Raw genomic sequence first — 22,958 nt, forward strand, 5'->3', positions numbered from 1 at the left:
CAATGAGTTGAATTAGTTTTCTTAACAAGGCGGATATATTAGCCGATGTATTGTAAATGAACGTAAACTCATTTTTTCCAAAAACGAGTTACAAACCAATCCCAACTACGCCCCTAAAGTAGCGAGTTAACTAGCTATTAGACGCCATAATCGCGTGTTGTAATTGCAGTAAATCATTAACGATAAAATCTGCCTGAGATTGATAATCAGGCTGCTTATTATGATTAATAAAAACCGACTTCATCCCCGCATTTTTCGCCGCTTGAATATCATATAAATAATCGCCCACATAAATCAGTGACGCAGGGTCTAAATCCCAAGTGGTGGCGATGGCCAGCAGTGCATCTGGGGCGGGTTTGGCGGGATAACATTCGCGGGTTAATACCAGTTCGAGATTGATATTATTTTGCCTAAGCTTGGTGGCCGTGGCCGCTTTACTGTTGCGGGTAACAATGGCGCTGGGCAAACTTAACTGTTCAATGCTGCTGAGCAATTCTTGCATATGCGGCAAGGCTTTGGCATTCGTGGCATCTTGTGTTTCATGGGCCAAGATAATTTGGTTGGCTCTATCTCGCAAAGGCGGATGGGTAATATCGGCGACAAAATCCAGTAGGTCAACATCGCATGGGCAACCTAATTCCTGTTTTATTTGGCTAAAATCCAGTGCTGATTCAACCAAGGTGCCATCTAAATCAAAAATGACGCCTTTAATGCCGGCCAAACTTTTCATTGCTAATCCTTGCAGTCAAAAATAGGGTGTTGATGGGCGATAGCCTTTCGTGCTCATGCTCTGATTCTACTCAGCTTGTGCTTAGCTTTTGCTTATATGTGGCTATCAAATACCAGCGTATCTAAGGTAATACTAAATGGGCCTTGCTGCTTGGCTGCGATCAGTAAACCAATGCGGCTGATATCAGCAAATTTTAACGCTGGCGCGCTGATATTTCTACCCCGAAAACGTGGCTGAAAATCTGTCACGGTAAATGTGTGTTCACTCCATTGCCCCGCTTGCGTATCAAAGTCGGCGGCATAGGCTTCACCAAAACTCAGTTTGGCGGTTTTTAGGCGTAATTGATAGCGTTTACCGTCACCAAAGACCCTAAGGGTAATACGGTCACTATAAGGGGCTGTTTGACGTAATTGAAACTCTATCGAGGCAAAGCCGCCATTATTATCTAGCGAGACATTACCGCTAAATACGGCATTTTGGCCTTGTTGAGAGTCAAGCTGACTTGCCGATAATCCGCCCATTACCGTGTCATTACTTATTCTGCCCTCTTTGACATGATTGGGGTTATCAAACTGAATTTCCATGGCGAAAGCCTTTATGCTGAGTAAATGAAATAACACCAAAGTGACAATATAAAGCGGAAATAACTTTAGCATAATGCTGTGCCTCAAGGTTGTTTAGCTGGCATTTAAGTTGAGTTATGGTTTTGATTGATGATTTTAGTAAAAAAAGCGACTTATCTGGGTGAGGAATAAGTCGCAAAAGGTAACGCAGGGACGGGTAAATCGTGTTTAATCAATACTCATACTGGGTAGATATCAGTATTGAATTGGTTGTTACTCTTCTTCGGCAACAAAGTCATCCATTAGAATAACTGAAAACATAGAAGTGTCATTTTCTGCATCCACTGCAGCAACGCTGTATAGCCCATTTGCAGCTAAGCTCACTGGCAGTGGACCAATGGCAACAGTTTTAGTACCTGTTACAGTGACGCTTACGGTGTAATCACCTGGGGCAACACTTAAACTACCTGACGCTGCTTTAAATGGTACATCTGTTAGCGCAGGCTCTGATGCACTGATGTCGGCTGTAGGGGTGAGGTAAACATCGACATTACCCGCTGAGTACGAAGCGTGGATGACGTTTAATCTAGCTTCAGTTGCAATGCGGCGAGTGTGCTCGGCAAAGGCCCAAGGGCTAATGTCGTTGTCAGATAAAGAGCCGACTGCGAGCACTGAGTAGCTGGCACCTAGCATTAAATCGACTTCGGCATCTTTAATCACTTCAACTGAGTTATCAGCATCAGCTGCCACAGTGACTGTGTGCATGCCTTCTGGGATGTTGACGTAACCTGCAAATTGACCAAACGATAGCATGTCAATGGCGGGAGTCATGCTGCCATCAAGAAACACATCAACAGCAGGTGCGTCTGCTACGGCATGGACTACACGGATGTCGCTACCACTGCTCACATCATTTAAAAGTACTTGTGCATCTGGTAATGCCACTAACAGCGCTACAGGAGAGTCACCTGACCATTCATTTGGGATTGCCGAAATGAAGTAATCATTACCTGCGGCTAAATTGACTGTGCCTGAATCAAACACCACGGTTTTGTCACCATTTGGGGTAATTCGAATTTGATAATCAGCGGTCGGCACTTCAAGCTGATCACTGTTATCCATGTAATTGGCCGATAAGGTTGGCTCCATCATGGCGATGTCTGCCATTGGCTCGGTGACGTAAATATCCACTAAACCCACATCAGGAGCAGCATGTAATACTTGCACTCGGGCATTGTCTGCGGTGATGTCGGCTTTTTCATTGGCAACCAACTTGAGCATCAAGTTTTCATCGCTGACGTTACCTAAAGCAACGGCGGTATATTCCATATCAGCAGCGGCGGCTAAGTCGGCTGACAATACCGTTGTAGTGGTGCCATCTGCAAGCTTTGCATCTACGGTAATGGCGTAGGTTGAGGCTTCAACTTCTAACAAACCACTTGAAACGGCGTAATCGACATCGGCTAATAACTGAGCGCCATCGGCAGTGACATTAACCATAGGCGCATCGCTTGATGCGTGAATAACTCGTACTTGGGCATATTCAATATTGGGGGTTTCTTCAATAACAATTTTGTCATCGTCATCATCTGAACAAGCGGTTAGGGCGATTAGTGAAAAGCACAGACCAAGGGAGTATTTCCGTTTCATCTTTATATCCTCAAATTCATTTTGTCGTATTGTCATGTCGATGGGTAATACGGCACTTGCTAATTTAGGATCATGTTTTTATTTAATCTTTAAACACAATTGTTGGTTTTAGAGATTCTAATAGGGTGATTTTTAGTCGGTATGACAAACATCGACATAGGGGTGAATAGGGGATAATCTGTAGTCTTAATCGGTGTTGTAAGGTGTCGCGTGTGAGTTTAAAAAGCCGTCAAAATACTCTGAATAAAGCTCTTAAAAATAATCTAGAAAAAGATCTGCAAAAGGATCAAAATAATGATCTGTTACTGTCAATAGCGGCAGATGTCGCTGCTGAAATCGACGCTGACATTCCCCCTAAAGTTGCACAAAAAACGCCACGTCAGTATCGGGTGGCCTCGTTTAATTTATTCAACTTCATCGAGCCACCTGCAGCTTATTATGATTTTGAAAATATTTATTCCCATCAGCAGTGGCAAAAAAAATGTCGCTGGTTAACTGACTATCTCACTGAGCAGAAACCTGACATGATTGGTTTTCAAGAAGTCTTTAGCCCCGATGCTTTAAAAGCATTATTGCTCCCTTTAGGCTATGACTATTTTGCGGTATTAGATGAGCCCACCTTAGTCAGTGACTATGTTTATCAAAGCCCAGTGGTGGCGCTGGCCTCTAAGTTTCCGATCACCGAAACCGCCTTAATTAGCGTTGATGATTCACTGCTGCCACTGATGGGCATTGCCAGTGATTTTAGCTTTAGCCGCCAACCGTTACTGGCAAGGGTAAACATACCTCACTTTGGTGAGTGTGAGTGTTATGTGGTGCATTTAAAGTCTAAACGCAGTGGCATGGGTATTGACACCTTAGCCGATACTGGCATGACTGGTGGCGCGGATATTATGGCCAGACAAGCCCTTGGTACGTGGGCATCGAATATGCAGCGGGGCAGTGAAGCGGCGTTATTATTTTATGAAATTGCTAAACGCCGCCAGGCTAATCAGCTGCCGGTGTTATTAATGGGTGATTTTAACGATTCTATTCAAAGCACTGCGCTGGAGGCTTTTAGGGCTAACAGTAAACGCGTGTTTAGAAGCGATATTATCGATCCAAACCTTAAAGTATTGAATGACGTTAATCTTAAAGCTGAGTTTGAACGCTTTAGCTTATTTGATAGTTATGAATTGTTTCAAGCAGGGCAAAAGCTCAATGCCACCTTAGCCCAAGATGAATATGAATCTAGTGTTAATGCAGATGAATCGACTAGCGATATTGATGATGCGCCAGCGCCTGATTTACATCAGCATGATAGGCCAGCAACCCATTATTATGGCAATACCGGCTCGGTTTTAGATTATATTTTGGCAAGTTGTGAGTTTGATGCCTCGCATCCAAGAAACTTAGCTGAGGTCAGCGCCTATCAAACCTATGATAGACACTTAGTTAGGCCAGAATATGAACGTGACAGTGATAGTACTGATCACGCGCCTATTATGATGACCTTTAGCGTTAGGCAGTAGCCTAACGCGAGTTCACTGAGCTGATTTACAAAGCTAATTCAAAGGCTAATTCAAAGGCTAGTTCAACGGCTAGTTCAAAAAGCTGATTCAAAAAGCTGATTCAAAAAGCGAGCGCCAAGCTTATTGTTAATAAGCTAAGGCCTCACTCATGGTGACACAGGTTTGTTCATGTTGACGGGCTTCTAATAGCGCCCGTCGAGTCATTTTCGATAATCCCGTTTGGGTATTTAACACTTCAGATAAAGCTTCAATATTGGCATTGGTGCAGTCCATGGGGATTAATGCTCGGTTGTAAGCGCGCATAAATACCGGGCCTTTTTTATCAATCTCACTTAGCGTATCTAAACGCTGCTCCGCAGTAGCGGCGCTCAGTAATTTTTGTTCGCTTGGGTAAAGATGATCCATGGCGATACGGGCTTTGGCAAAGGGCAGTCGGCTGTCATCTTGTATCTTGTGTAGCCATTGACGTTTAAGGCTAGCTTGAGGGCGAGACACTTCTGCGGCAATGGCAGATTTTTGGCCACTGTCGCTGTTATCTTGTTGTTTTTCGTTTGCCAGCAACGCCGCGCTATTAGGGTAATCATAGCGATTTAATTGAATGATTATTTTCCAACGTAAATCCTGATTGATAGTTAACCCTTTAATCGGCGCAATGCCAGCCAAGATATCGGCTAAGTGCCCAAGGGCGGCATTGTCGCTGGCTAAGCTAATATAAGCATCAAACCAACGGCGCTGAAAATCAGCATCGTCGTGGTGCTCCATGGTCATGCGTAAACTCATTTGTGTTAGCGCTTTGCTGACTTTAGTGGCATAAGATTTATGGTTAGGCGCCATGCTATGAAGGTTTTTTTGCACCTCTGTTAAGTAGCCAATGACTTGGCCTAAAATGGTGTAGTCTTTTTCTAATGGGGCATTAACTAAGGCGACATTAATAAACTGCTTTAATGAGGTGTGGCCATCGCTAACACTGTCCCACATGCTTTGCCATAACATTGACCGCAGTAATGGGTCACTGACCTTAGCTAACTGCTGCTTTACCGTGTTAAACGAGCGCTGATCTAACTCAACCTTTACAAAGCCCCAATCATCAAAATTTGGGTAAACCAAGTCTGGGCAATACTCGCCTACAAGTTCAGGTACCTCGGTAATGGCGCCTTTATAAGTGACCGCTACCGTGGTGCTATGGTGAATAAAATGCCGCGCTGCTCTAAATAATGCCACTTGTACTTTTTGTTCTCGCAGGGTGGCAAAGTCTTCACTTGGGGCGCTTTGTAGCAATGAAAACTTGCTGATGCGATGGTCTTTACATTGGTATTGGGCTGTTAAGGTGTTAACCCCAGCTTGGTACAGCCACTCTTGTGTCCACTGGCTTAAGTCGCGATTACTGGCTTTGGCAAGGCTATTAATAAAATCCGCTAACTGGGCATTTTGATAACTGTATGTTTTAAGGTATTGCTGCACACCTTGTTGGAATGTCTCAGCGCCCAGTAAATGGCGTAATTGCATTAACACCGACGCGCCTTTTGAATAGGTAATAGCATCAATATTATCAAAGGCATTATTGCTACTGGCCACAGGAACTTCGATGGGGTGAGTGGTCACTAGGCTATCTTGCTGATACGCCTTTAGCTTGCCACTGGCGTAAAAGCTGCGCCAAGCGTGGTTAAATTCGGTGGCTTCGCTGGTGGCCAAGGTGCCCATAAAGGAGGCAAAGCTTTCGTTGAGCCATAAGCCATTCCACCATTTCATGGTCACTAAATTGCCAAACCACTGGTGCGCCATTTCATGCATGATAACCCCAGCTAACCGCTGCCTTTGGGCGGCGGTCATGGTGTCTTTTACCATAAAGCGGCTTTCTGAGTAGGTAATGGCGCCAGCATTCTCCATCGCGCCATAGAGAAAATCAGGCACTAATAATTGGTCGTACTTTTTAAAAGGGTAGTCAATACCAAAGTAATCATCGAAGAAGCTGAGGCCTTGCTTGGTGTAAGTAAACCAATCTTGATAGTTAACTTGCTCAGCCACAGATTGGCGGGCAAATAAACGCATGGGGTATTTGCCTGAGTTATCTTGCCACACATGATAAGGCCCAGCATGCATTGAGAAGTTATAAGGGCTCAGTTTTGGCGTCGCTGGGAAAGTCCAAATTTTGCTGTCGCCAAGATCTTCAATATGGGTTTCAGCCATGGTGCTTATCACCTGCCAGCTTGGCGGCGCTTCAACAGTAATTTGAAAGCTGGCTTTTAAATCGGGTTGGTCAAACACGGCAAACATTTGCTGGGCAGCAGCGGGTTCAAAATGGGAATACAAATATACCTTGCCATCAACGGGGTCTTCAAAGCGATGCAAGCCCTCGCCATTGGTACTGTGCTCGCGGCTGTAGCTTATCTCAATGGTGTTTTTGCCACTTGATAAAAGCAGCGGGTTAATGGTGAGGTATGCGCCATTGTAGTTAGGGTAAAGGCTTTTGCCATTAATCAATAATTTGCTGATATTGGCTTGGTTTAAGTCGATGGTTAATGCTTCCGCTGTGCTTGCAAGGCTAAAATCTATTTTGCTAATGGCCTCAAAACGGGTTTCACCAGTGAGGGTAAAACTGAGTTGGTAATCTACCTCTGACACCACATTTGAGCGAGCTTTAGCTTGGCCCTGAGTGATGTTCTCGCTGCCATCTCGGGGTTTGATATTGGGCGCGGTGGCATTACAGGCAAATAAACTGGAGCAGACCAGTGCAATAAGCGCAGACTTAAACGAGTTCACAAATTCTTCCCTAACCTAATTTGATGTTTTTATTATTGTTATTTTTGCTATAAAAAAGCCGACGTGACGTCGGCTTATGATTGTAAATCGAATAGGCTTACATGCCTAAGAAAGACTTCGATTTTACTTTACGGATTTCTTTTTCATCAGACCATTCAATTAAGCCTGTTTCAAGGTCCATAAGACGCATGGTCATTTTATAGTAAACATCTTTAGTGCTGCCATCTTGTTTTACTATGCTAGAAAGATTGCCGTATAGCATGTATTGCGCGCCCACTTGGCGGCCAAACTTAATCGCAGTTGATGGGTCGACCATGCCAGCATTGTTTTGGTAATCAAGCTGCTTGCGCACTGAATCGACTTTAGTCATGTCAATAAAGCGGAACTTACCTGAGCGTAATAGCTTGTTACTGATGGTGTCAGTGACTGATTCAGTGTCGATGTGCTCTGAGGTTTTATTTTTAATTTTATCAACGAAAATAATTGGGCGATCGTTTTGGGTCATTACGATCACTGGTGGGAAGGTTAACATGCTGTCGACCATTTTGGCGGCAATGACTTGTAGATCCGTTGAACCGAAGTTTTCATTCACGGTTTCTACTTCTGTGGCATCGCCATACTCAACCTTAGATTGACACGCTGATAGCCCAATAACCGCAGCTAAAACAAAAATCAGTTTAAAATGTTTCATAGTAAGTTCCATGTTAGATAAAAGGTAAAGTTGTTGTTTTTAAAAAGTCGCGTTAAATAGGAGTCGTATTAAATTATTATTGAATAAAAACGGGTTTGATTGCCAGTTTCTATTACCCAAATTAAGGTGGCCCGATTAGCGTGAACATTAATGGTCGCAGCTGGGCTGTTACCTAGGCTGACTTGATAGGCGCCTGGCTCAATATATTGGCGCGCTATTTGCGCTTGCCTTGGCAGCGTTAGCCAACTTCTTCTGTCGGCTTGCTCTGTTACTACATTGAAAATTTGCATTAATATGGCGGCGGCATCGGCTTCATTATTACGGCGTTTACTGCCACTTTCGACGCTGCGAGTAAACTCTGATTTAGTATAGACCCGCGCGGCTTGTCGAACCAATGCGCCGGGTAAATCTTCTTTTAAGGCATTAATGGCTAAGGCATCGATATTGGCAATGGGCTCAGCTTTTAGCACTGTGCCAAAACCTTGAATGATTGAGGGCGGGATCACTTGGTTATAGGGCTGGTAAGTGGCTAATGACACCGTTTGCCAGTTGCCATGAATTGTAAACGGCACGGTCAGGCTTTGTTTTTCGGGGACAAAGCCACGTTCAACCACCATCACCACCTGACCTTGGCCTTGTTTAGGTAAAATGGCATCTCCCCAACGGCGTTTGAATTCATCATATTGCGGCATTGAAAGTTGCTTGGCTAACCTGACTAAATCTTGTTGGAGGTATTTATTATTCGGGCTTATTTGAGCCGCTTTACGGTAATCAATATAGGCATCATTGGGCTCGCCGAGTAATTCATGTAGTAAACCTGTGGTGTAATAGCTGTAGGCATTTAAAAAGGAGCTGGTGACAGTGCCAGCCGCTGAGCCTAATTTATTTAATTCGCTATCAATGGTGCCATTAGCCATGGCTTGCACTGATTTTTGCGATTTTTGGTAGCGCGCCTGCTCACTGCTTTGCAGCTCATTACTGCGGCGCACTTCAATTAACGCCCCTTGGGGATCGCCGGCAAATAAATAGTTAAAGGCTTGGTATTGATGCACCATAATGCGCTCATAGCCTGGGCCGCGATATGGAATGGCATTGTCGTTTAATACTAGGCTACTGGCGGTGGCGGTTAAGTCTGAGGCGCTAATAACGGCTCTGTCATCAAAGGCTTGATAGGCTTTGATGGCTTGTTGGTAATAATTTTTACTGGCATCAAAATCACCCGATATTTGCGCTACTCGGCCAGCTTCTTGGGCGTAAAGTAGGCCATCATTGGTATCAATTTCACCGGCCAACTCATTAAGTTTGGCGCTGGGTGTTGGGCCACTGAGTTGCTGTTTAATCGGCGCAATTTGCGAAGGGTAGTTAATCAGCACACTATTATAAGCGCAGCCTGATAACAGGATTGGCAATAGGAAAATACTGCTCAGTGCTTTCATTAGCATACGTCCTGCAACCGTGATTTTTCTTGGTCGAAGGCCTGTTGCTGATCTGGCATATTTATCCTTTCTAGCAAAGTAATACCTTGTAAATGATCAAATTCATGTTGAAAAATGCGGGCATCAAAGCCGCTCAACTGTTGTGTTACCCACTTACCGCTTAAGGTTTGGTATTCCACGTTAATGTGTTTATGCCGATAGACGCTAACACGCTGGTTATCGATTGATAAGCATCCCTCTGTAGCCGCTTCCACCTCTAACGAACTGCTAATTATTTGTGGGTTGATAACTATGGTTGCTTGGCTTGTGGGTATTGAGGGATAGCGCGCATTTGGCCTTGAATGCATAATAAATACCGCTTTATTACTAAACACTTGTGGCGCAGCGATCCCGACTCCATTGGCTGCCAGCATGGTGGCCATCATATCGTCGGTTAGCTGAACCAGAGCTTGATCAAAAGTAACAACGGGCTGAGTTTGGTGAGTTAAAATAGCGGCACCGGTTTTAGCAATCGTTAGAATGTTACTTTCTAGCATATAATCCCTTACTGAAAATTCAGCTTGATAACATCAAGCGAATTCTTGACTCTTTAATGTTAATAATAAAGCGACCACGTTATCTAAAAGCTAGCTCATAGCGGCTTAGCTCATCATGGCTTATATAGCATAGATTAATAATGTGGCGGTGGTGTTTCATCTGCTTGAGAAGCCATATTACTGGGTTCAATCGCTTGTAGTTTATTGACGATTAATGACAATTGATGTTGCTGAAACGCAACAAGGTCATTTAATTTAATCACTTCTTGATTGAGATCTTCAATGGTTGCTTCTTGAAAAGCGACTTTCATTTCTAAATCATCAATTTTTTGATGTACATCTTGCATTAATCTTCTCCAAACATGGCACTATTTTAAGTTGCCCCATGTTTCTACTAAACCTTGATTACTGATACTGATGATGTTTTGATTTTCATCACTTGCAATAGAGTATACAACGGCACCTCTATTTTGGCTGTTTTTCGTCAGCTGAATTTGCCTTGTTGTTTGTTTTTTACCAGTTTTTGTATCCCATAATATAATTTCTTTGGAAGGTGAGCCTGTTATTAGCTGTTTATCTTGATGAATAAACCTGGCACTACTAAAGGTCATTTGGCGTCGGTTTATGGCCAATTGCGATTGCTGTGCGCCAGTGTCATTGTGATAGATATAGGCATGACCTTTAATATCACTGACAAAACTCAAGCTGCCGCGCTGATTCAATTGTACTTTACTAAGGCGTGACTCAAGTTGCCATTGCTGAATCGGTTGGCCTGTTTGTGCTTGCCACAAGATAACAGAGCCATCATTGGAGCCTGTTAGTGCCCGCTGGCCATCAGCGGAAATTGACACGCTTGAAACGCGCTCATTATGGCCCAAAAATTTAATCAGATTTTTTTCTGGTGCCAATGACATTACTGAGCCATCAATTAATCCCACTAGGGTTTGGGCATTATTAGCAATCGCCACCGATTGTGCTGATGCGGGCAAGGACCACCAGCCAATGGATTTACCACTTTGGATATTCCAAATCACTAATGAGCTATTAGATAATGTCGCGGCATAATGCGCATTGGCAGAGATCGCTGTATCAAAGACGCTATTATCGCTTTCGCTAGCACTATTGCCATGCTGCCAATGGTATTTTAGCTGGTTAGCCTTGAGATCCCACCATAAAATCCCATTACTTGCTGTACTAACAAGTGCATATTGGCCATCTTCAGATAAGCTGGCGCTGTAACTGGCATCATCAGTGACGCTAAAGACGTGTGTGGCAGAGGGATGACAACCTATGAGTAAGCAAATGCAAAATATCAGCATTATGATCCTAACCATGAACTTACTCCCATAAATGTTGTCTTATTGGCGTTGATATGACTTACGGCCATTGCTAAAAACACTTTAATTAGTATAAAGTGGCCAAATATATACAAATTTTACATTTAAAGGTTATTGTAACCGCTCAAGAGTGCTGAGGAAGCTTTAATGAAATCTATTTACAAATTATCGTTAGTTGCATTGGCTGTAGTTGGTCTAACTGCGTGTAATCAAGAGCAAGAAGTTGTTGCTAAAAAAGTTGAATTAACAACGGATGCACAAAAAGAAGCTTACAGTGTTGGTGGTTCTATTGGCCGTTACATGGCGGGTCATATTACTGAACAAGAAGAGTTAGGGTTTGCAGTTGATAGAACTTTAGTTATCCAAGGTTTTAGCGATGGTTTAGCTGATTCGCTAGAGTTAACTGAAGAAGAGATGCAAGTGGTTCTTCAAGGTTTAGACACTAAATTAAACGAAAAGCGTACTGAGCAAGCTGCATTATTAGCCAGCAAAGCGGTTGAAGAAGGTCAAAAGTTCCTTGAAACCAACAAAGCTAAAGAAGGCGTAGTAACCACAGAATCTGGTTTACAGTACGAAGTACTTGAAGCGGGTGCAGGTGACACTCCAGTTGCTGAAGACACGGTTGAAGTACACTATAAAGGTACTTTGATTGACGGTACTGAGTTTGATAGCTCATACAGCCGTGGTGAGCCAGCTAAGTTCCCACTAAACCGCGTTATTCCTGGTTGGACTGAAGGTGTTCAATTAATGCCTGTTGGTGCTAAGTACAAGTTCGTTATCCCATCAGAACTTGCTTACGGCGAACGTGATACTGGTACTATCCCAGCTAATTCAACCTTAGTATTTGAAGTTGAATTGCTGTCTATCGAAAAAGCACAAGCGGCACCAGCTGCGCAGTAATTTTTCGAATAATAAAAAAGGACGCCAAGCGTCCTTTTTTATTGTCTGAAAATCACTACAACCATTTAAAGCGATAAAATAGCCACATTTGCAGCGCAATAATGGCAAACAGTCCTGCACAAAATAAGCTGAACGCTAAATGGCTATCAGTACCAGGTATGCCGCCAATATTGACCCCAAGCAAGCCCGTTAAAAAGCCCAATGGTAAAAATATTGCTGAGATCAGTGACAGAAAATAAAGCCGTTTATTAAGCTGCTCAGATTGCACTGATTGCAGCTGCTCTTGAGTGACGCTGGCTCTATCACGCACCGCATCTAAATCCTCAATGACCCGAATGAGCACTTCATTAATTTCTCTAATGCGAAGCTTATGCTCAGTATTAAAGAGCAAGTGGCTGTCATTGAGTAGCCGCGAAAAAGCATCCCGTTGGGGCGAAAAGTATCGCCGTAAAATAACCGTTTGCTTACGCAGATCAGCAATATCGGAGCGTAAAGTTTGGCTGTTATGCTCAGACACCTGCTCATCAAGATTATCTAGTTCATCTTCAAGATTATGGATGAGTTCTACTTTTCTGTGAGTTAAACGTTCACATAAAGAGATAAGAAAATCAGCACTAGAATCAATAGAACCAGGTGAGCTTATTATATGTTGAGCAATATCTTTTACCGATTGTAGTGGCCGTTCACAGGTAGAGATTATCCGCTGTGGCTGGGCGAAAACGCGCATCGACACCATGTCTTCTGGCGCTGAATTGGGGTTAAGGTTAACTCCGCGTAAAGCCATTAATATACCATCTGCAGTGCTAAGAGCCCTTGGGCGAGTGTGCTCTGCCAGTAGGGTGTCTGTTTCAGTGGCGGGTAATTGGGCGTTGTTAATCCACGCTATGGCATCGGCTGCGCTATAACGCAGATGTAGCCACAATAAACCATCTGCAGGCTGCCATTGGTTAACTTGCTCAGGTGTTAAACTTTGACCAGCATTAGGACCTGATAATAATAAGCAATATATAAAACCTGATTCCATATGATTCCTTATACCTAGGCGGTATGGTGTATGGTTTAAAAGCGGATTTATCTTGTTGGTAATGCCTATCCTATCACTTAGCATTAAATATACCGCTAACTATTTAACCTACTTGCTAATGCCTTATTAAGGCATTTTAGATGCTGTAAGTTTAAATACCATTCGGGGTATTTTTAATTATTTACTGGCTGTAATTAAGCAGTTTGCATCAATATCAGTTAAAATAGACTTAATGCCTTATTTAATTGAGCTTTACCATGGAATATGAATTTCGCCGTAATAGTCTAGACGGCACCGTGTTTGCAGAATTCAGTATGGAGCATGCGATACTCGGACGATTTTTTGCTGAGCAACTTGGTACTGATAAATCCCAATGCCACGATATTTTGCAGCAAATTGAACAAATTAGGGCCAGCAAAAAAGCAGGCTGGTCGTGGCAAAGTAACGATTTGTCTATCGCGATTGACAGTGAGCAGGTGCGGATTTATACCAATGCCATTGATTTTGATGAAGACTTTGACTTGGAAGAGTCAATGAATATGTATGATGCAGAGTCAGAAGCCTTTTGTGGTTTAGAAGACTTTGAAAGTGCCTTAAAGAGTTGGGTTGAGTTTATCGCCAGAGCCTAGTTGATGTTTCGTCAGGCATCTTGACCTTATAGCTGTTTATTATTGCTTTAGAGATAAAAATGGATGATAGCCAGTGGCTGTCATCCATTTTTTATGGCCTAAACACTTTCAATGGGCACAAGTAGCTGCGACTGAAGTTAGTGGTTTAAGTATCTTACCGCCATTTCAGTTCTTGATTTAGCATTGGCTTTACGTAATAAGTTTTTCACGTGAACTTTTACCGTGCCTTCACTGATATGTAAATCTTCAGCGACCACGCGGTTGCTTTTACCTTCGGCAAGCTCTTTGAGAATTTGCAATTCACGTGGGGTTAACGAGGCTATCCAAGTTTCATCATTATCAGCATTTTTCAGCTCATAAATGTATTCTTCGACCTCATCACTAATAACGCGATGGCCAAGCATGGCTTTTTTAAGCTGCTCTAATAATAAATCTGGCTCAGTATCTTTAAGTAAATAGCCGTCAGCGCCAGCGCGTAATAGCCGCACCACATCTTGTTTAGCATCAGACACGGTCAAGATCACAATACGAGCAGTGACTCCTTCTTGACGCATAGCATTTAAGGTATCTAAGCCTGACATGCCTTTCATATTAAGGTCGAGCAAAATAATATCAGGTTCGTCTTCACCTATTGCGGTTAATGCATCTAACCCCGTTCCGGCTTCACCAAATAGTTTAAAATCGCTATCTGAGGTTATTAACTGACAGATGCCACGCCGAAGTAGAGGGTGGTCATCAACTACGAGTACAGAATAAGGTTTACCCATTTAAAGGCTCCTGCTGGGGTGGAAATACGAGGGAAACAGTTGTGCCGCCCTGCGGATTATTGTCAAACTTTACCGTGCCGTGCAATTTAGTTGCACGCTCATGCATGATGCCGATGCCAAAATGTTGATCCCGCTCTTTTAAGTGAGAGACACCAATGCCGTCATCTTTTATGTTGATTTGTATCATACCAGAGTCTGCTAAAAAACAATCAATAACTATTTTATTTGGCTTGGCATGTTTTATGGCATTAATGGTTGCTTCACGCATTAAATGTAGCACATGAATATGCTGGCTTGAGGCAAATAGGTGCTGCGAAAGGCTATATTTAAGCTCAATGTTAATGCCAGATTGCTTACGTAACTCACTAATCATGACTTCAATGGCTTGGTTTAAATTAGGCTCTTTAATGGTTAAGCGGAAGGTGGATAATAGTTCTCGTAATTGACCGTATGCTACGCTAACACCTTCATTAATATCAGCTAATTGTGATGCTACTTTCTCAGTTTTATGTGCTGGTTGAATTTGTTTTCCTAATAAACTCACCTGAATTTTTAAATATGATAATAGCTGACCTAGAGAGTCGTGTAGCTCTCTGGCAATCACGGCGCGCTCTTCCATTAAAGCTAATTGCTGGCGCTCTTCGGTGGCATTATGGATCACAATAGAGCGGGTTAGCATCATAGCGAAATTGACAAATAACATGTTATTGATCGGCTTTAGAGAAATAACTTCCAGATAACCTAAGGTTTTATTTTCCAGTTTAAGGTCAAACTTAACAGGGATTAGTTTGCTTTCTTTATTTAGGATATGTTCAGGTGATGGCCAGCCTGTATCAGCCTCAATGGTATCGATTGAATGGTCATCATGTTCGATAACAAGGCGTAAAAAATCAAGACTTTCAAATTGCTGCAGCTGGTTTAATGCTAAGCCCAATGCTTTGTAATCCAGTCTGTCAGCATGAAGCATAATTAAGTTGTCATATAAAAAACTCAACTCATTATTGGCGCGAGTTAAGGCAGTGGTTTTTTCATTTACTTGGCCTTCTAAGTCTTGATATAGCCTATCAAGCTCGGCGGCGGTCTTTTTGAAAGCGACCCCTAATGAGTGCAGCTCTATATAGTCTGTGGCTGGCACCTCAACGTTAAATTTTCCTTTAGATATTGAATTGGCCACATCCATTAATTGCAGTATCGGTTGCACCATCTTTTTGCGGGTATAGCGGGTCGCAAAACTTGCCACTATTAGCATTAAAAATAAACCGATTATTTGGCTTATAACTAATGCTCTGAGCTTAAATGCCGCAAATCGCTCCATTTCTAGCACCAGTAAATCAATAGTATCAACAAAGTCTTTTAGGGCAGCGGTATAGAGTGGTTTTTCATTATTTTCAATGAAATAACGCATTTGTTGCCATTTATCAATGACCAATAAATATTGGTCTGAAAGTTCTTTCGGGCTATACCAAGCATTGGAGCGCTGTAGTGCTTCAGAGTCTAGGGTTTCTTCAAACTGATTTATTTTTTCATTCAATAACTGTGGTTCTCGCTCTAAAAATAACTTTAAGCGGTAACTTTGCATCCTTAATGAGCCGGAAGCATTAATGGCTCGGGCATCGCCAATACTAAATGAAAGATTAATAATTGAGTACACAGCTAGGCTGGAAGAAATAAATATTAGTACTAACATTAGTCTTAATATTGTTGATGTGAGACTGCCTCGCTGCGCCATGAGTTACCCAACTTAAGTATATTATTGAACACAAAGTACTCAATTTTTTCATTGAGAGTCTTGTCATTATGTTAACAGGATAGCAAATATGTGACATACAACATATTAACACTTTGATCTAGCGCAAGCTTATTGCTTAATACTCATTAAGGGGTATTCTTAATTGAACCTTAAATGTATAAGTTTGCCAATAGAGATGTCGTGATTATTCAAATATAAAATGTAACACGGAGATGAACGGTGATGAAGATGAAAGGAAAGATTGTTGCACTAAGTGCATTATTAGCAAGCAGTTTTATGATGACTAGTGCAATGGCTAGTGATAAAACAGAACCTAGAAATGAAGTATATAAAGATAAGTACAAGCTTCAATATGAAACTTGGCATGCTACCTCAGAAAGTGATGAAATTGTTGATGTGTTAGCTCAAGATCCAAACCTTGTTGTGTTATGGGCAGGTTACGGCTTTGCTAAGGATTACAATAAAGCACGTGGTCACCATTACACCGTGACTGACTTACGTAATACATTACGTACTGGCGCACCAACAGGACCTGATGACGGCCCAATGCCTATGGCATGTTGGAGCTGTAAAAGCCCTGATGTACCTCGCATGATCGAAGAGCAAGGCGAAGACGGTTACTTCAAAGGTAAATGGGCTAAAGGCGGTCCTGAAATCGTTAACAGTCTTGGCTGTGGCGATTGTCATGAAAAAGGTTCACCAAAACTACGTATTTCTCGTCCATATGTTGATCGCGCTCTAGTAGCAATTGATAAGCCATTTGATAAAGCTTCTCGTAAAGACAAGCAATCTATGGTTTGTGGTCAATGTCACGTTGAGTACTACTTCGAGAAAACTGAAGAAAATAAAGGTTTCGTGAAATTCCCTTGGGATAACGGTACAACTGTTGAAGAAATGGAAGTTTACTACGATGCCATCAATTTCTCTGATTGGACTCACGCTATTTCTAAAACACCTATGCTAAAAGCTCAACATCCTGGTTATGAAACTTGGATGCAAGGTATGCACGGTAAGAACAACGTAAGTTGTACTGACTGTCACATGCCACGTGTTGCTAAAGCAAATGGTAAAGGTAAGTTTACCGATCATAAAGTGGGTAACCCATTTGATCGTTTCGAAGAAACTTGTGCAACTTGTCATAAAGGCAAGACTAAAGAGTTCATGATGGAAGTAACACATGCTAATCAAAAAAGTGTTACAGAAATCAAGCTAAGAGCTGAAACTCAACTTGTACACGCTCACTTCGAAGCGGGTGCTGCATGGGACGCTGGTGCAACTGAAGCTGAAATGAAGCCTATCCTAATGGATATCCGTCACAGCCAGTGGCGTTGGGACTTTGCAACTGCATCTCACGGTGTTGCTGCACATGCTCCAGCTGAAGCATTACGTATTTTAGGTGGCGCTGTTGATAAAGCCGCTGATGCACGTATCAAGCTAGCTCAACTACTTGCTGTTAAAGGCGTTAAAATGCCAATCGCTATCCCTGATATCTCTACTAAAGAGAAAGCACAGGAAGCACTTGGCATGGATATGGACAAAATGAATGCTGATAAGCAAAGATTCTTAAAAGAACTTGCGCCTAAGTGGGATGCTGAAGCTGAAAAGCGCGAAGCGACTTACTAATTAGCACTATTACTTAGCACTAGAACTTAGCACTAGAGCTTAGGTCATTATGTCTTGTAAAAGCCCTCTTTTGAGGGCTTTTTTATTGGGGTAAATTTATGCTTTAATTAAGGTTTACAGGCTTAACAATTGAAGGTTTATATGGATGATAAATCAACTGAGCAGGCAGCTATGCTCACGGGTGGTTGTTTGTGCGGCGCAATTCGCTATCAAGTCAGTGCTGCGCCGTTTGATGCCGATTATTGCCATTGTGTGCAGTGTCAAAAATCATCTGGGGCAGTGTTTCAAGCTTGGATGGACTTTAAGTTTGAGCAGATAAGCTGGATCGCTGGCGCAGTGACTGAATATGCCTCTTCTGAGCATATACTAAGGGGCTTTTGCGCTCAGTGTGGCTGTACTATGAGTTATCGAGACCGCCGCTATCCTGATTATTACACTTTAACCATCGCATCCCTTGATAAGCCAAGTTCAGTGAAACCCAATTACCACATTTATACTCAAAATCAGGTTAGCTGGCTTAATATTGTCGACGATTGTCAGCGTTATCAATATGAAAGAAGCAGTTGATTGATTTTGATCGACTTCAGCTGCTGTTCATTGTTGCTTCAAATACAGCTAATTTTCGCTTCAAATACAGTTAATCAGGCTCTAACTGCCTAAGCTCCCATGTGGGCAGTTTTTGCTGTAGGTCTGCGCTGATTTTGTCGGCATCACCGCGCAGCACTACGATAGGCGTGGTTAGGCTCAAGGTGTTGGCCTGTTGCAATAATTGCATCGGAGTCAGTTGTTGAAGTTGCTTCATCCCTTGGCTAAATTCAGCCGTGGTTTGGCCGCTTAATAATTGACGGATGTAGAGGCTTTCTTTACCAAATGGGCTATCAAGGCTAAGTTGCTGCTTACCTTGTAAGTAGGTCACAGTGGCATTGATTTCGTTTTGTGAGGCGGTTTGCTCAGTGATAAGACTTAAATGATCCAGCATCCCTTTTATAAAAGCGCTTGAGTTTTCTAATGCGGTGCTGCCATAAAAATACATATATTGACTCAATGGCGCATTGACGCAGCGGCCATAAACCCCATAGCTTAAGCCGCGCACTTCACGTAAATCATAAAATAACCGCCCTGAATAACCTCTACCTAATAGCGCGGCAATCATCTGACAAGTATTGGCATCTTGCACTGTCGCATCAGCTGTAGCTGTGACGAGTCCAATTCTGACTTGGGTCTGCACAGTGTCTGGCGCATCAATGATATAAAGGATTTTATCCTTTGCAGTGCTGGTTTCAACTGTGCTTGAATTTATAGTGCTTGCTTTAGCACTTGCTTTAGCACTTGTTTGAGCGCTTGAATCGAAAGCTGAATGACTTGAATCTGGCTTTTCTGTTAATAGCCAACTCGGCAGCGATGTGACGTGCTGAGCTATTTGAGTCTTTGAGCTATTCGTTTTTAAGCTATTCGTTTTTAAGGTATTTGCTTTTAAGGTCTGCGCTTTTGTATTGGTTAATTGCGGGCTAAATTGTGGCGCAAACAAGTGCCACTGCAGCTGTTGTCGCAGCTCAGTGTGCAATGCAGATAAGCTGGAATGGGTTAACTCATCAATCACAGCGTTATTATTGATGTTTTGGTTGTAAGGGTGTTGGCTGCCCAGTAATTGCTTTCTAAAGGCGAGATCTATTTCGCTACCAGTGAAAGCGCCTATGTGCTTATTCAATTTAAGATTGCGTTTGATAGTGGCAATATTGACCTCATTCACCGCTTGGTTATCCCAAAACTGCCACAGTAGTTCCGATTTAAGCTTTGTGGTTGCCATACAATTAATACTGATGCCGATACTGTGCAGGCTGGCCCTAAAGCGCATGCTGTCATAACAGGCTGCTTGCACGGCGGTTAGCACTTGAGTATTGGCCATGTGTTTTTGCCGTTGTTTGAAGGCTGCGATAATAATATCGGGGTTAGCAATGGCAGTCTGAGTTGATATGCCGACTAAGTATAGCTGATGTCCTTGCTGGGCAAAGGAGTCAGCAGTTAATGACCATTGATGTAAAAAACTATTTGTAGTCAATGACATGGTTTGCGGCGAGACTATTGCGCTTAATGGCAATTGTACTTTTTCACTACCGAATACCGGCAAATCGTTATAATTTGCTAAATTGGGCGGCTGTGCAGGGGTGAAACTAATAGGTGCATGCTGACAAGCCTGTTGTGAGCAGATAAAGACAGCTAAGCCGATTATTTTTGCCCAGAGAATTGAATGCGACTTTTTCATAATGCCCACTCTTCTAAAGATTCAGCCATCCCTTGGGGTAACCATTCAAGTAAGGTTTTGCCCCAGCGAATGTACCAAGGCGGCAGTAAATCAAGGCGAACTTGTTTGCCGATAAAGTATTGCTGGGTGACAGTTTTAATATCATCGCTAGTGACTTGGTTTATGCGCTGCCATGGCTGAGTGAGCGGCAAGAATTTATCGCGACTGGCGGTATTTGATAAATGAATAGCCAATTGTTGACTATCAGTAAAGTTAATTAGCGTGTCATTAAGGGCAATACTTTTAAGTTGGCACAATACATTGGGCTCAATACCTTGGCTGGCGACTTGCTTAAGGATAGTACTGACTAGTTGATTAAGTTCATCTAATGAGGTGTTGGCTCTGGGGACCAATACCAGATTAGTGACGCCGTGATTGTCCATGGTTAATGGCACTGAATAACTGAGCATATGGGGCGGGTTGGCAAGGCTTGCTTTGGTTAATGCATTGGCGATATTTTGAAAAAGATAGCTTTGCAGTAATGAAATTGCCTCAAAATCGCGATCTTGTCTGCCTACCGTATGCCAAGCCAGCAATAATGCAGGCCATGGGCCGCGAGTATCGATGATTTCAGCGTGGATAGCGTTAGTCTTTGTACCTAGATCGATTTTGCTAAATTTATCTTGCGGATGAGTGGGAGCTTGCCAGTGGCCAAAGTACTTTGTTAGCCAGTCAGCACTTCGGTCATTGAGTTGGCCAACCAAGGATATTTGCATGGCATCTGGGCGGTAATAGCGCTGATGAAATGCCATGAGTTCAGCGGCACTGGCGCCTTGAACATCTTGCTTACTGCCAATGATGGCATGACCATATTGGCTGCCTTTGACTTGCGATAATAGAAACTCCATTGCCTTTCGAATGTAGGGTTGGTTATCAATGCTGGTGGCCATTTCTTCTAACACCGCGCCTTGCTGATTTTTGACCGTGGTTTCTGACAGTTGCGGTTGAATAAATCTGTCGGACTCTAAAAACAGGCTCTGCTCTAAGGCTTGAGCTGGAATAGTGACATAATAATTGGTGTAGTCGAAGTGGGTACTGGCGTTAAAACGTGCTCCAAGGGCGCTCATTTGTTGTGGGTAGCTTTCATCGGGGGCATTTTTACTGCCTTTAAACAGTAAATGCTCAAATAAATGCGCATAACCCGTTTGCCCTGTTTGCTCATTACGGGAGCCCACATTAAATTGCGAGGCAATGGCCACCGTATTGAGACTGGGTAAATTCACTTGGCGAATAATCAAACCATTATCCAGTTCACTGAGGGCGATCTGCTGTTCAAGTATTTGAAGCTTAGTTATGCCATCAGTGAGGTCACACTGCTGGGCTATTGATCTTGATTCGGTCAATGACGCTGATGTAGATGTAGATGTAGATAGTGATGTAGATAGTGATGTGGGGGAACTGGCAATAGCTGGGCTGATGAAGCCACTCAAGGTTATTGATAGCAAGGTTACTGATAGTAAAGCAGAAATGGCAGTGATGGCTTTCAATCTATTACCCAGTGTATAAAGTGAACCCTTGATTTAGGTTACTGAGTATTGATAAAGAGCTCAAGCACTTATCAATGAAATATTCATATGGTAAGTGCTTGAATATAGGTGTTTAACAAAATGACTTATTGTTATTCGCTGCTGGCTATTGAGCGGCTATTCTGAATCGACAGGGTTAACCATGTCTTGGTTTTTTGCCTGTTGCATGCTGTTAATTCGAGTAGGTATACCGGTGCGCTGCTCTAGTAAGCGCTTTAGTACAAATGAGTCAGTGTCAGCATTAGCTACAACAGCAGTAATTTTTTTATTTAAGGTCAATGGAAGTGGCTCAGATGAATCAAATTGCTCTTGGGTCTCAGATAATGGCTGATGCACTTCTAAATAACGATTACCATCGGGCTCAACCGTGGCTTTAATCGGTTGATTAACAAATTGCACTCGGGTGCCAACTGGCACTGTGTTAAATAGATGCTCAATATCATCTTCACGTAACCTGACGCAGCCTTGACTGACGCGCAGGCCAATACCGAAAGAGGCATTCGTGCCATGTATCGCAAATAAATTACCTACATATAAGGCAAACAACCCCATTGGGTTATCTGGACCTGCTGGCCACACATCGGGAAGGGTCTCGCCTCTGGCTGCATAAATTTCGCGGGTACGCTTAGTGGGAGTCCAGGTTGGGTTAGCCCGCTTACGGTAAACCTGAGTCACCCAATTTTCAGGGGTGTCACGGCCTACTTGACCAATACCAATTGGGAGTACTTCAACAATATTGGTGCCTTTTTTATAGTGATATAGGCGCATTTCAGCACTGTTAATCACGATGCCTTTACGCGGTGCATCCGGTAGGATCAACTGATGGGGGATCACTAAGGTGCTACCTGGTTTAGGTAAGTATGGGTCAACGCCTGGGTTGGCTTCAAGCATATTGCTCAGTCCGAGTTGGAACTGATCTGCAATGGCTTCTAGGGTTAATTTACCTTCAGGTACAACATAATATTGATTTTCACCAATTAAACGACTGTCTTTAGCGGGTAAAGCATATTCTACCGCCACCACTTGGACGCTAAACAGCATGGTAGAAACAACAATCAATTTGGCGCAAAAAGACTTAATCATAAGGTGGATGTTTTCCTATGTGAGTGATGATCACAATGGCTTTGGTGAGTGTTATCAGTGCTCCTGCAGAATAAATCTCAACATCTGATGAAAACTTAAACTAAAGTTTCGCTATTTTTATCACTGGATACTTGATCATT

General features: G+C 42.8%; 21 protein-coding genes. 6 read left to right on the forward strand and 15 right to left on the reverse strand.

Going from position 1 to position 22,958, the window contains the following annotated elements:
• Positions 1–130: 130 nt before the first annotated feature.
• The 3 genes from Q4557_RS08090 to Q4557_RS08100 all read right to left on the reverse strand — a co-directional run bounded on the left by Q4557_RS08090 (position 131) and on the right by Q4557_RS08100 (position 2,943).
• The gene (locus Q4557_RS08090) at positions 131–730 is read right to left on the reverse strand and encodes an HAD family hydrolase (protein WP_303411995.1); all 600 of its coding nucleotides are present in this window, start codon (positions 728–730) and stop codon (positions 131–133) included.
• A 92-nt stretch (positions 731–822) separates the two neighbouring features.
• Positions 823–1,386, reverse strand: coding sequence for a CIA30 family protein (locus Q4557_RS08095; protein ID WP_102438403.1), 564 nt, complete (start codon positions 1,384–1,386; stop codon positions 823–825).
• A 180-nt stretch (positions 1,387–1,566) separates the two neighbouring features.
• Positions 1,567–2,943, reverse strand: a complete 1,377-nt coding sequence (locus Q4557_RS08100) for a DUF4397 domain-containing protein (protein ID WP_198589932.1) — start codon at positions 2,941–2,943, stop codon at positions 1,567–1,569.
• 212 nt (positions 2,944–3,155) lie between these two features.
• On the opposite strand from Q4557_RS08100, the gene Q4557_RS08105 reads away from it, so the two are divergent.
• Positions 3,156–4,454 (forward strand): endonuclease/exonuclease/phosphatase family protein, encoded by a 1,299-nt coding sequence (locus Q4557_RS08105; RefSeq protein WP_368506492.1) that lies wholly within the window; start codon positions 3,156–3,158, stop codon positions 4,452–4,454.
• 126 nt (positions 4,455–4,580) lie between these two features.
• Here Q4557_RS08105 and pepN read toward each other — a convergent pair whose 3' ends face one another.
• The 6 genes from pepN to Q4557_RS08135 form a co-directional block, all read right to left on the reverse strand.
• Positions 4,581–7,214: an aminopeptidase N gene (gene pepN, locus Q4557_RS08110; protein WP_303411998.1), complete on the reverse strand. Its 2,634-nt coding sequence runs from the start codon at positions 7,212–7,214 to the stop codon at positions 4,581–4,583.
• A 97-nt stretch (positions 7,215–7,311) separates the two neighbouring features.
• Entirely contained in the window at positions 7,312–7,905 is a 594-nt protein-coding gene (gene lpoB / locus Q4557_RS08115) for a penicillin-binding protein activator LpoB (protein WP_175609517.1), read from the reverse strand.
• Positions 7,906–7,973: 68 nt separating this feature from the next.
• Positions 7,974–9,341: a COG3014 family protein gene (locus tag Q4557_RS08120; protein ID WP_102438410.1), complete on the reverse strand. Its 1,368-nt coding sequence runs from the start codon at positions 9,339–9,341 to the stop codon at positions 7,974–7,976.
• Positions 9,341–9,877, reverse strand: coding sequence for a peptide deformylase (gene def / locus Q4557_RS08125; protein WP_102438412.1), 537 nt, complete (start codon positions 9,875–9,877; stop codon positions 9,341–9,343). Before def ends, Q4557_RS08120 begins: the two co-directional genes overlap by 1 nt.
• 134 nt (positions 9,878–10,011) lie before the next feature.
• Positions 10,012–10,224 carry a SlyX family protein gene (locus Q4557_RS08130; protein ID WP_076540726.1) on the reverse strand — a complete coding sequence of 71 codons (213 nt, stop codon included), beginning with the start codon at positions 10,222–10,224 and terminating at the stop codon, positions 10,012–10,014.
• A 21-nt stretch (positions 10,225–10,245) separates the two neighbouring features.
• A complete protein-coding gene (locus Q4557_RS08135; RefSeq protein ID WP_102438414.1) occupies positions 10,246–11,211 on the reverse strand; it encodes a WD40 repeat domain-containing protein in 966 nt (321 codons plus the stop codon).
• Between the two features lie 150 nt (positions 11,212–11,361).
• Here Q4557_RS08135 and fkpA point away from each other — a divergent pair, with 150 nt between their 5' ends.
• Positions 11,362–12,114: an FKBP-type peptidyl-prolyl cis-trans isomerase gene (fkpA, locus tag Q4557_RS08140; RefSeq protein WP_303412003.1), complete on the forward strand. Its 753-nt coding sequence runs from the start codon at positions 11,362–11,364 to the stop codon at positions 12,112–12,114.
• A 55-nt stretch (positions 12,115–12,169) separates the two neighbouring features.
• Here the strand turns inward: fkpA and Q4557_RS08145 are convergent, their stop codons facing one another.
• Positions 12,170–13,138, reverse strand: coding sequence for a zinc transporter ZntB (locus Q4557_RS08145; protein WP_303412004.1), 969 nt, complete (start codon positions 13,136–13,138; stop codon positions 12,170–12,172).
• 257 nt (positions 13,139–13,395) lie between these two features.
• On the opposite strand from Q4557_RS08145, the gene Q4557_RS08150 reads away from it, so the two are divergent.
• Positions 13,396–13,767 (forward strand): YacL family protein, encoded by a 372-nt coding sequence (locus Q4557_RS08150; RefSeq protein WP_102438420.1) that lies wholly within the window; start codon positions 13,396–13,398, stop codon positions 13,765–13,767.
• A gap of 137 nt (positions 13,768–13,904) precedes the next feature.
• Here Q4557_RS08150 and Q4557_RS08155 read toward each other — a convergent pair whose 3' ends face one another.
• Positions 13,905–14,534 (reverse strand): response regulator, encoded by a 630-nt coding sequence (locus tag Q4557_RS08155; RefSeq protein WP_102438422.1) that lies wholly within the window; start codon positions 14,532–14,534, stop codon positions 13,905–13,907.
• Positions 14,527–16,263 carry a nitrate/nitrite two-component system sensor histidine kinase NarQ gene (gene narQ, locus Q4557_RS08160; protein WP_303412005.1) on the reverse strand — a complete coding sequence of 579 codons (1,737 nt, stop codon included), beginning with the start codon at positions 16,261–16,263 and terminating at the stop codon, positions 14,527–14,529. Before narQ ends, Q4557_RS08155 begins: the two co-directional genes overlap by 8 nt.
• A gap of 249 nt (positions 16,264–16,512) precedes the next feature.
• Here narQ and nrfA point away from each other — a divergent pair, with 249 nt between their 5' ends.
• Together nrfA and Q4557_RS08170 are read left to right on the forward strand one after the other, a co-directional pair.
• Positions 16,513–17,907, forward strand: a complete 1,395-nt coding sequence (nrfA, locus tag Q4557_RS08165; RefSeq protein ID WP_303412006.1) for an ammonia-forming nitrite reductase cytochrome c552 subunit — start codon at positions 16,513–16,515, stop codon at positions 17,905–17,907.
• A gap of 141 nt (positions 17,908–18,048) precedes the next feature.
• Positions 18,049–18,474, forward strand: a complete 426-nt coding sequence (locus tag Q4557_RS08170; RefSeq protein WP_102438428.1) for a GFA family protein — start codon at positions 18,049–18,051, stop codon at positions 18,472–18,474.
• A gap of 70 nt (positions 18,475–18,544) precedes the next feature.
• Here Q4557_RS08170 and Q4557_RS08175 read toward each other — a convergent pair whose 3' ends face one another.
• The gene (locus Q4557_RS08175; protein ID WP_303412009.1) at positions 18,545–20,170 is read right to left on the reverse strand and encodes a pitrilysin family protein; all 1,626 of its coding nucleotides are present in this window, start codon (positions 20,168–20,170) and stop codon (positions 18,545–18,547) included.
• Positions 20,167–21,447 carry a pitrilysin family protein gene (locus Q4557_RS08180; RefSeq protein WP_133149796.1) on the reverse strand — a complete coding sequence of 427 codons (1,281 nt, stop codon included), beginning with the start codon at positions 21,445–21,447 and terminating at the stop codon, positions 20,167–20,169. The genes Q4557_RS08175 and Q4557_RS08180 overlap by 4 nt, the downstream gene beginning before the upstream one ends.
• A gap of 55 nt (positions 21,448–21,502) precedes the next feature.
• Between Q4557_RS08180 and Q4557_RS08185 the strand changes: the two genes are divergently transcribed.
• Positions 21,503–21,715 carry a hypothetical protein gene (locus Q4557_RS08185; protein ID WP_303412012.1) on the forward strand — a complete coding sequence of 71 codons (213 nt, stop codon included), beginning with the start codon at positions 21,503–21,505 and terminating at the stop codon, positions 21,713–21,715.
• 137 nt (positions 21,716–21,852) lie between these two features.
• Here Q4557_RS08185 and Q4557_RS08190 read toward each other — a convergent pair whose 3' ends face one another.
• Positions 21,853–22,818, reverse strand: a complete 966-nt coding sequence (locus tag Q4557_RS08190) for a L,D-transpeptidase family protein (protein ID WP_102438432.1) — start codon at positions 22,816–22,818, stop codon at positions 21,853–21,855.
• Positions 22,819–22,958: the final 140 nt, after the last annotated feature.

Source organism: Shewanella sp. 5_MG-2023 (assembly GCF_030547465.1).
Classification (GTDB): Bacteria; Pseudomonadota; Gammaproteobacteria; order Enterobacterales; family Shewanellaceae; genus Shewanella.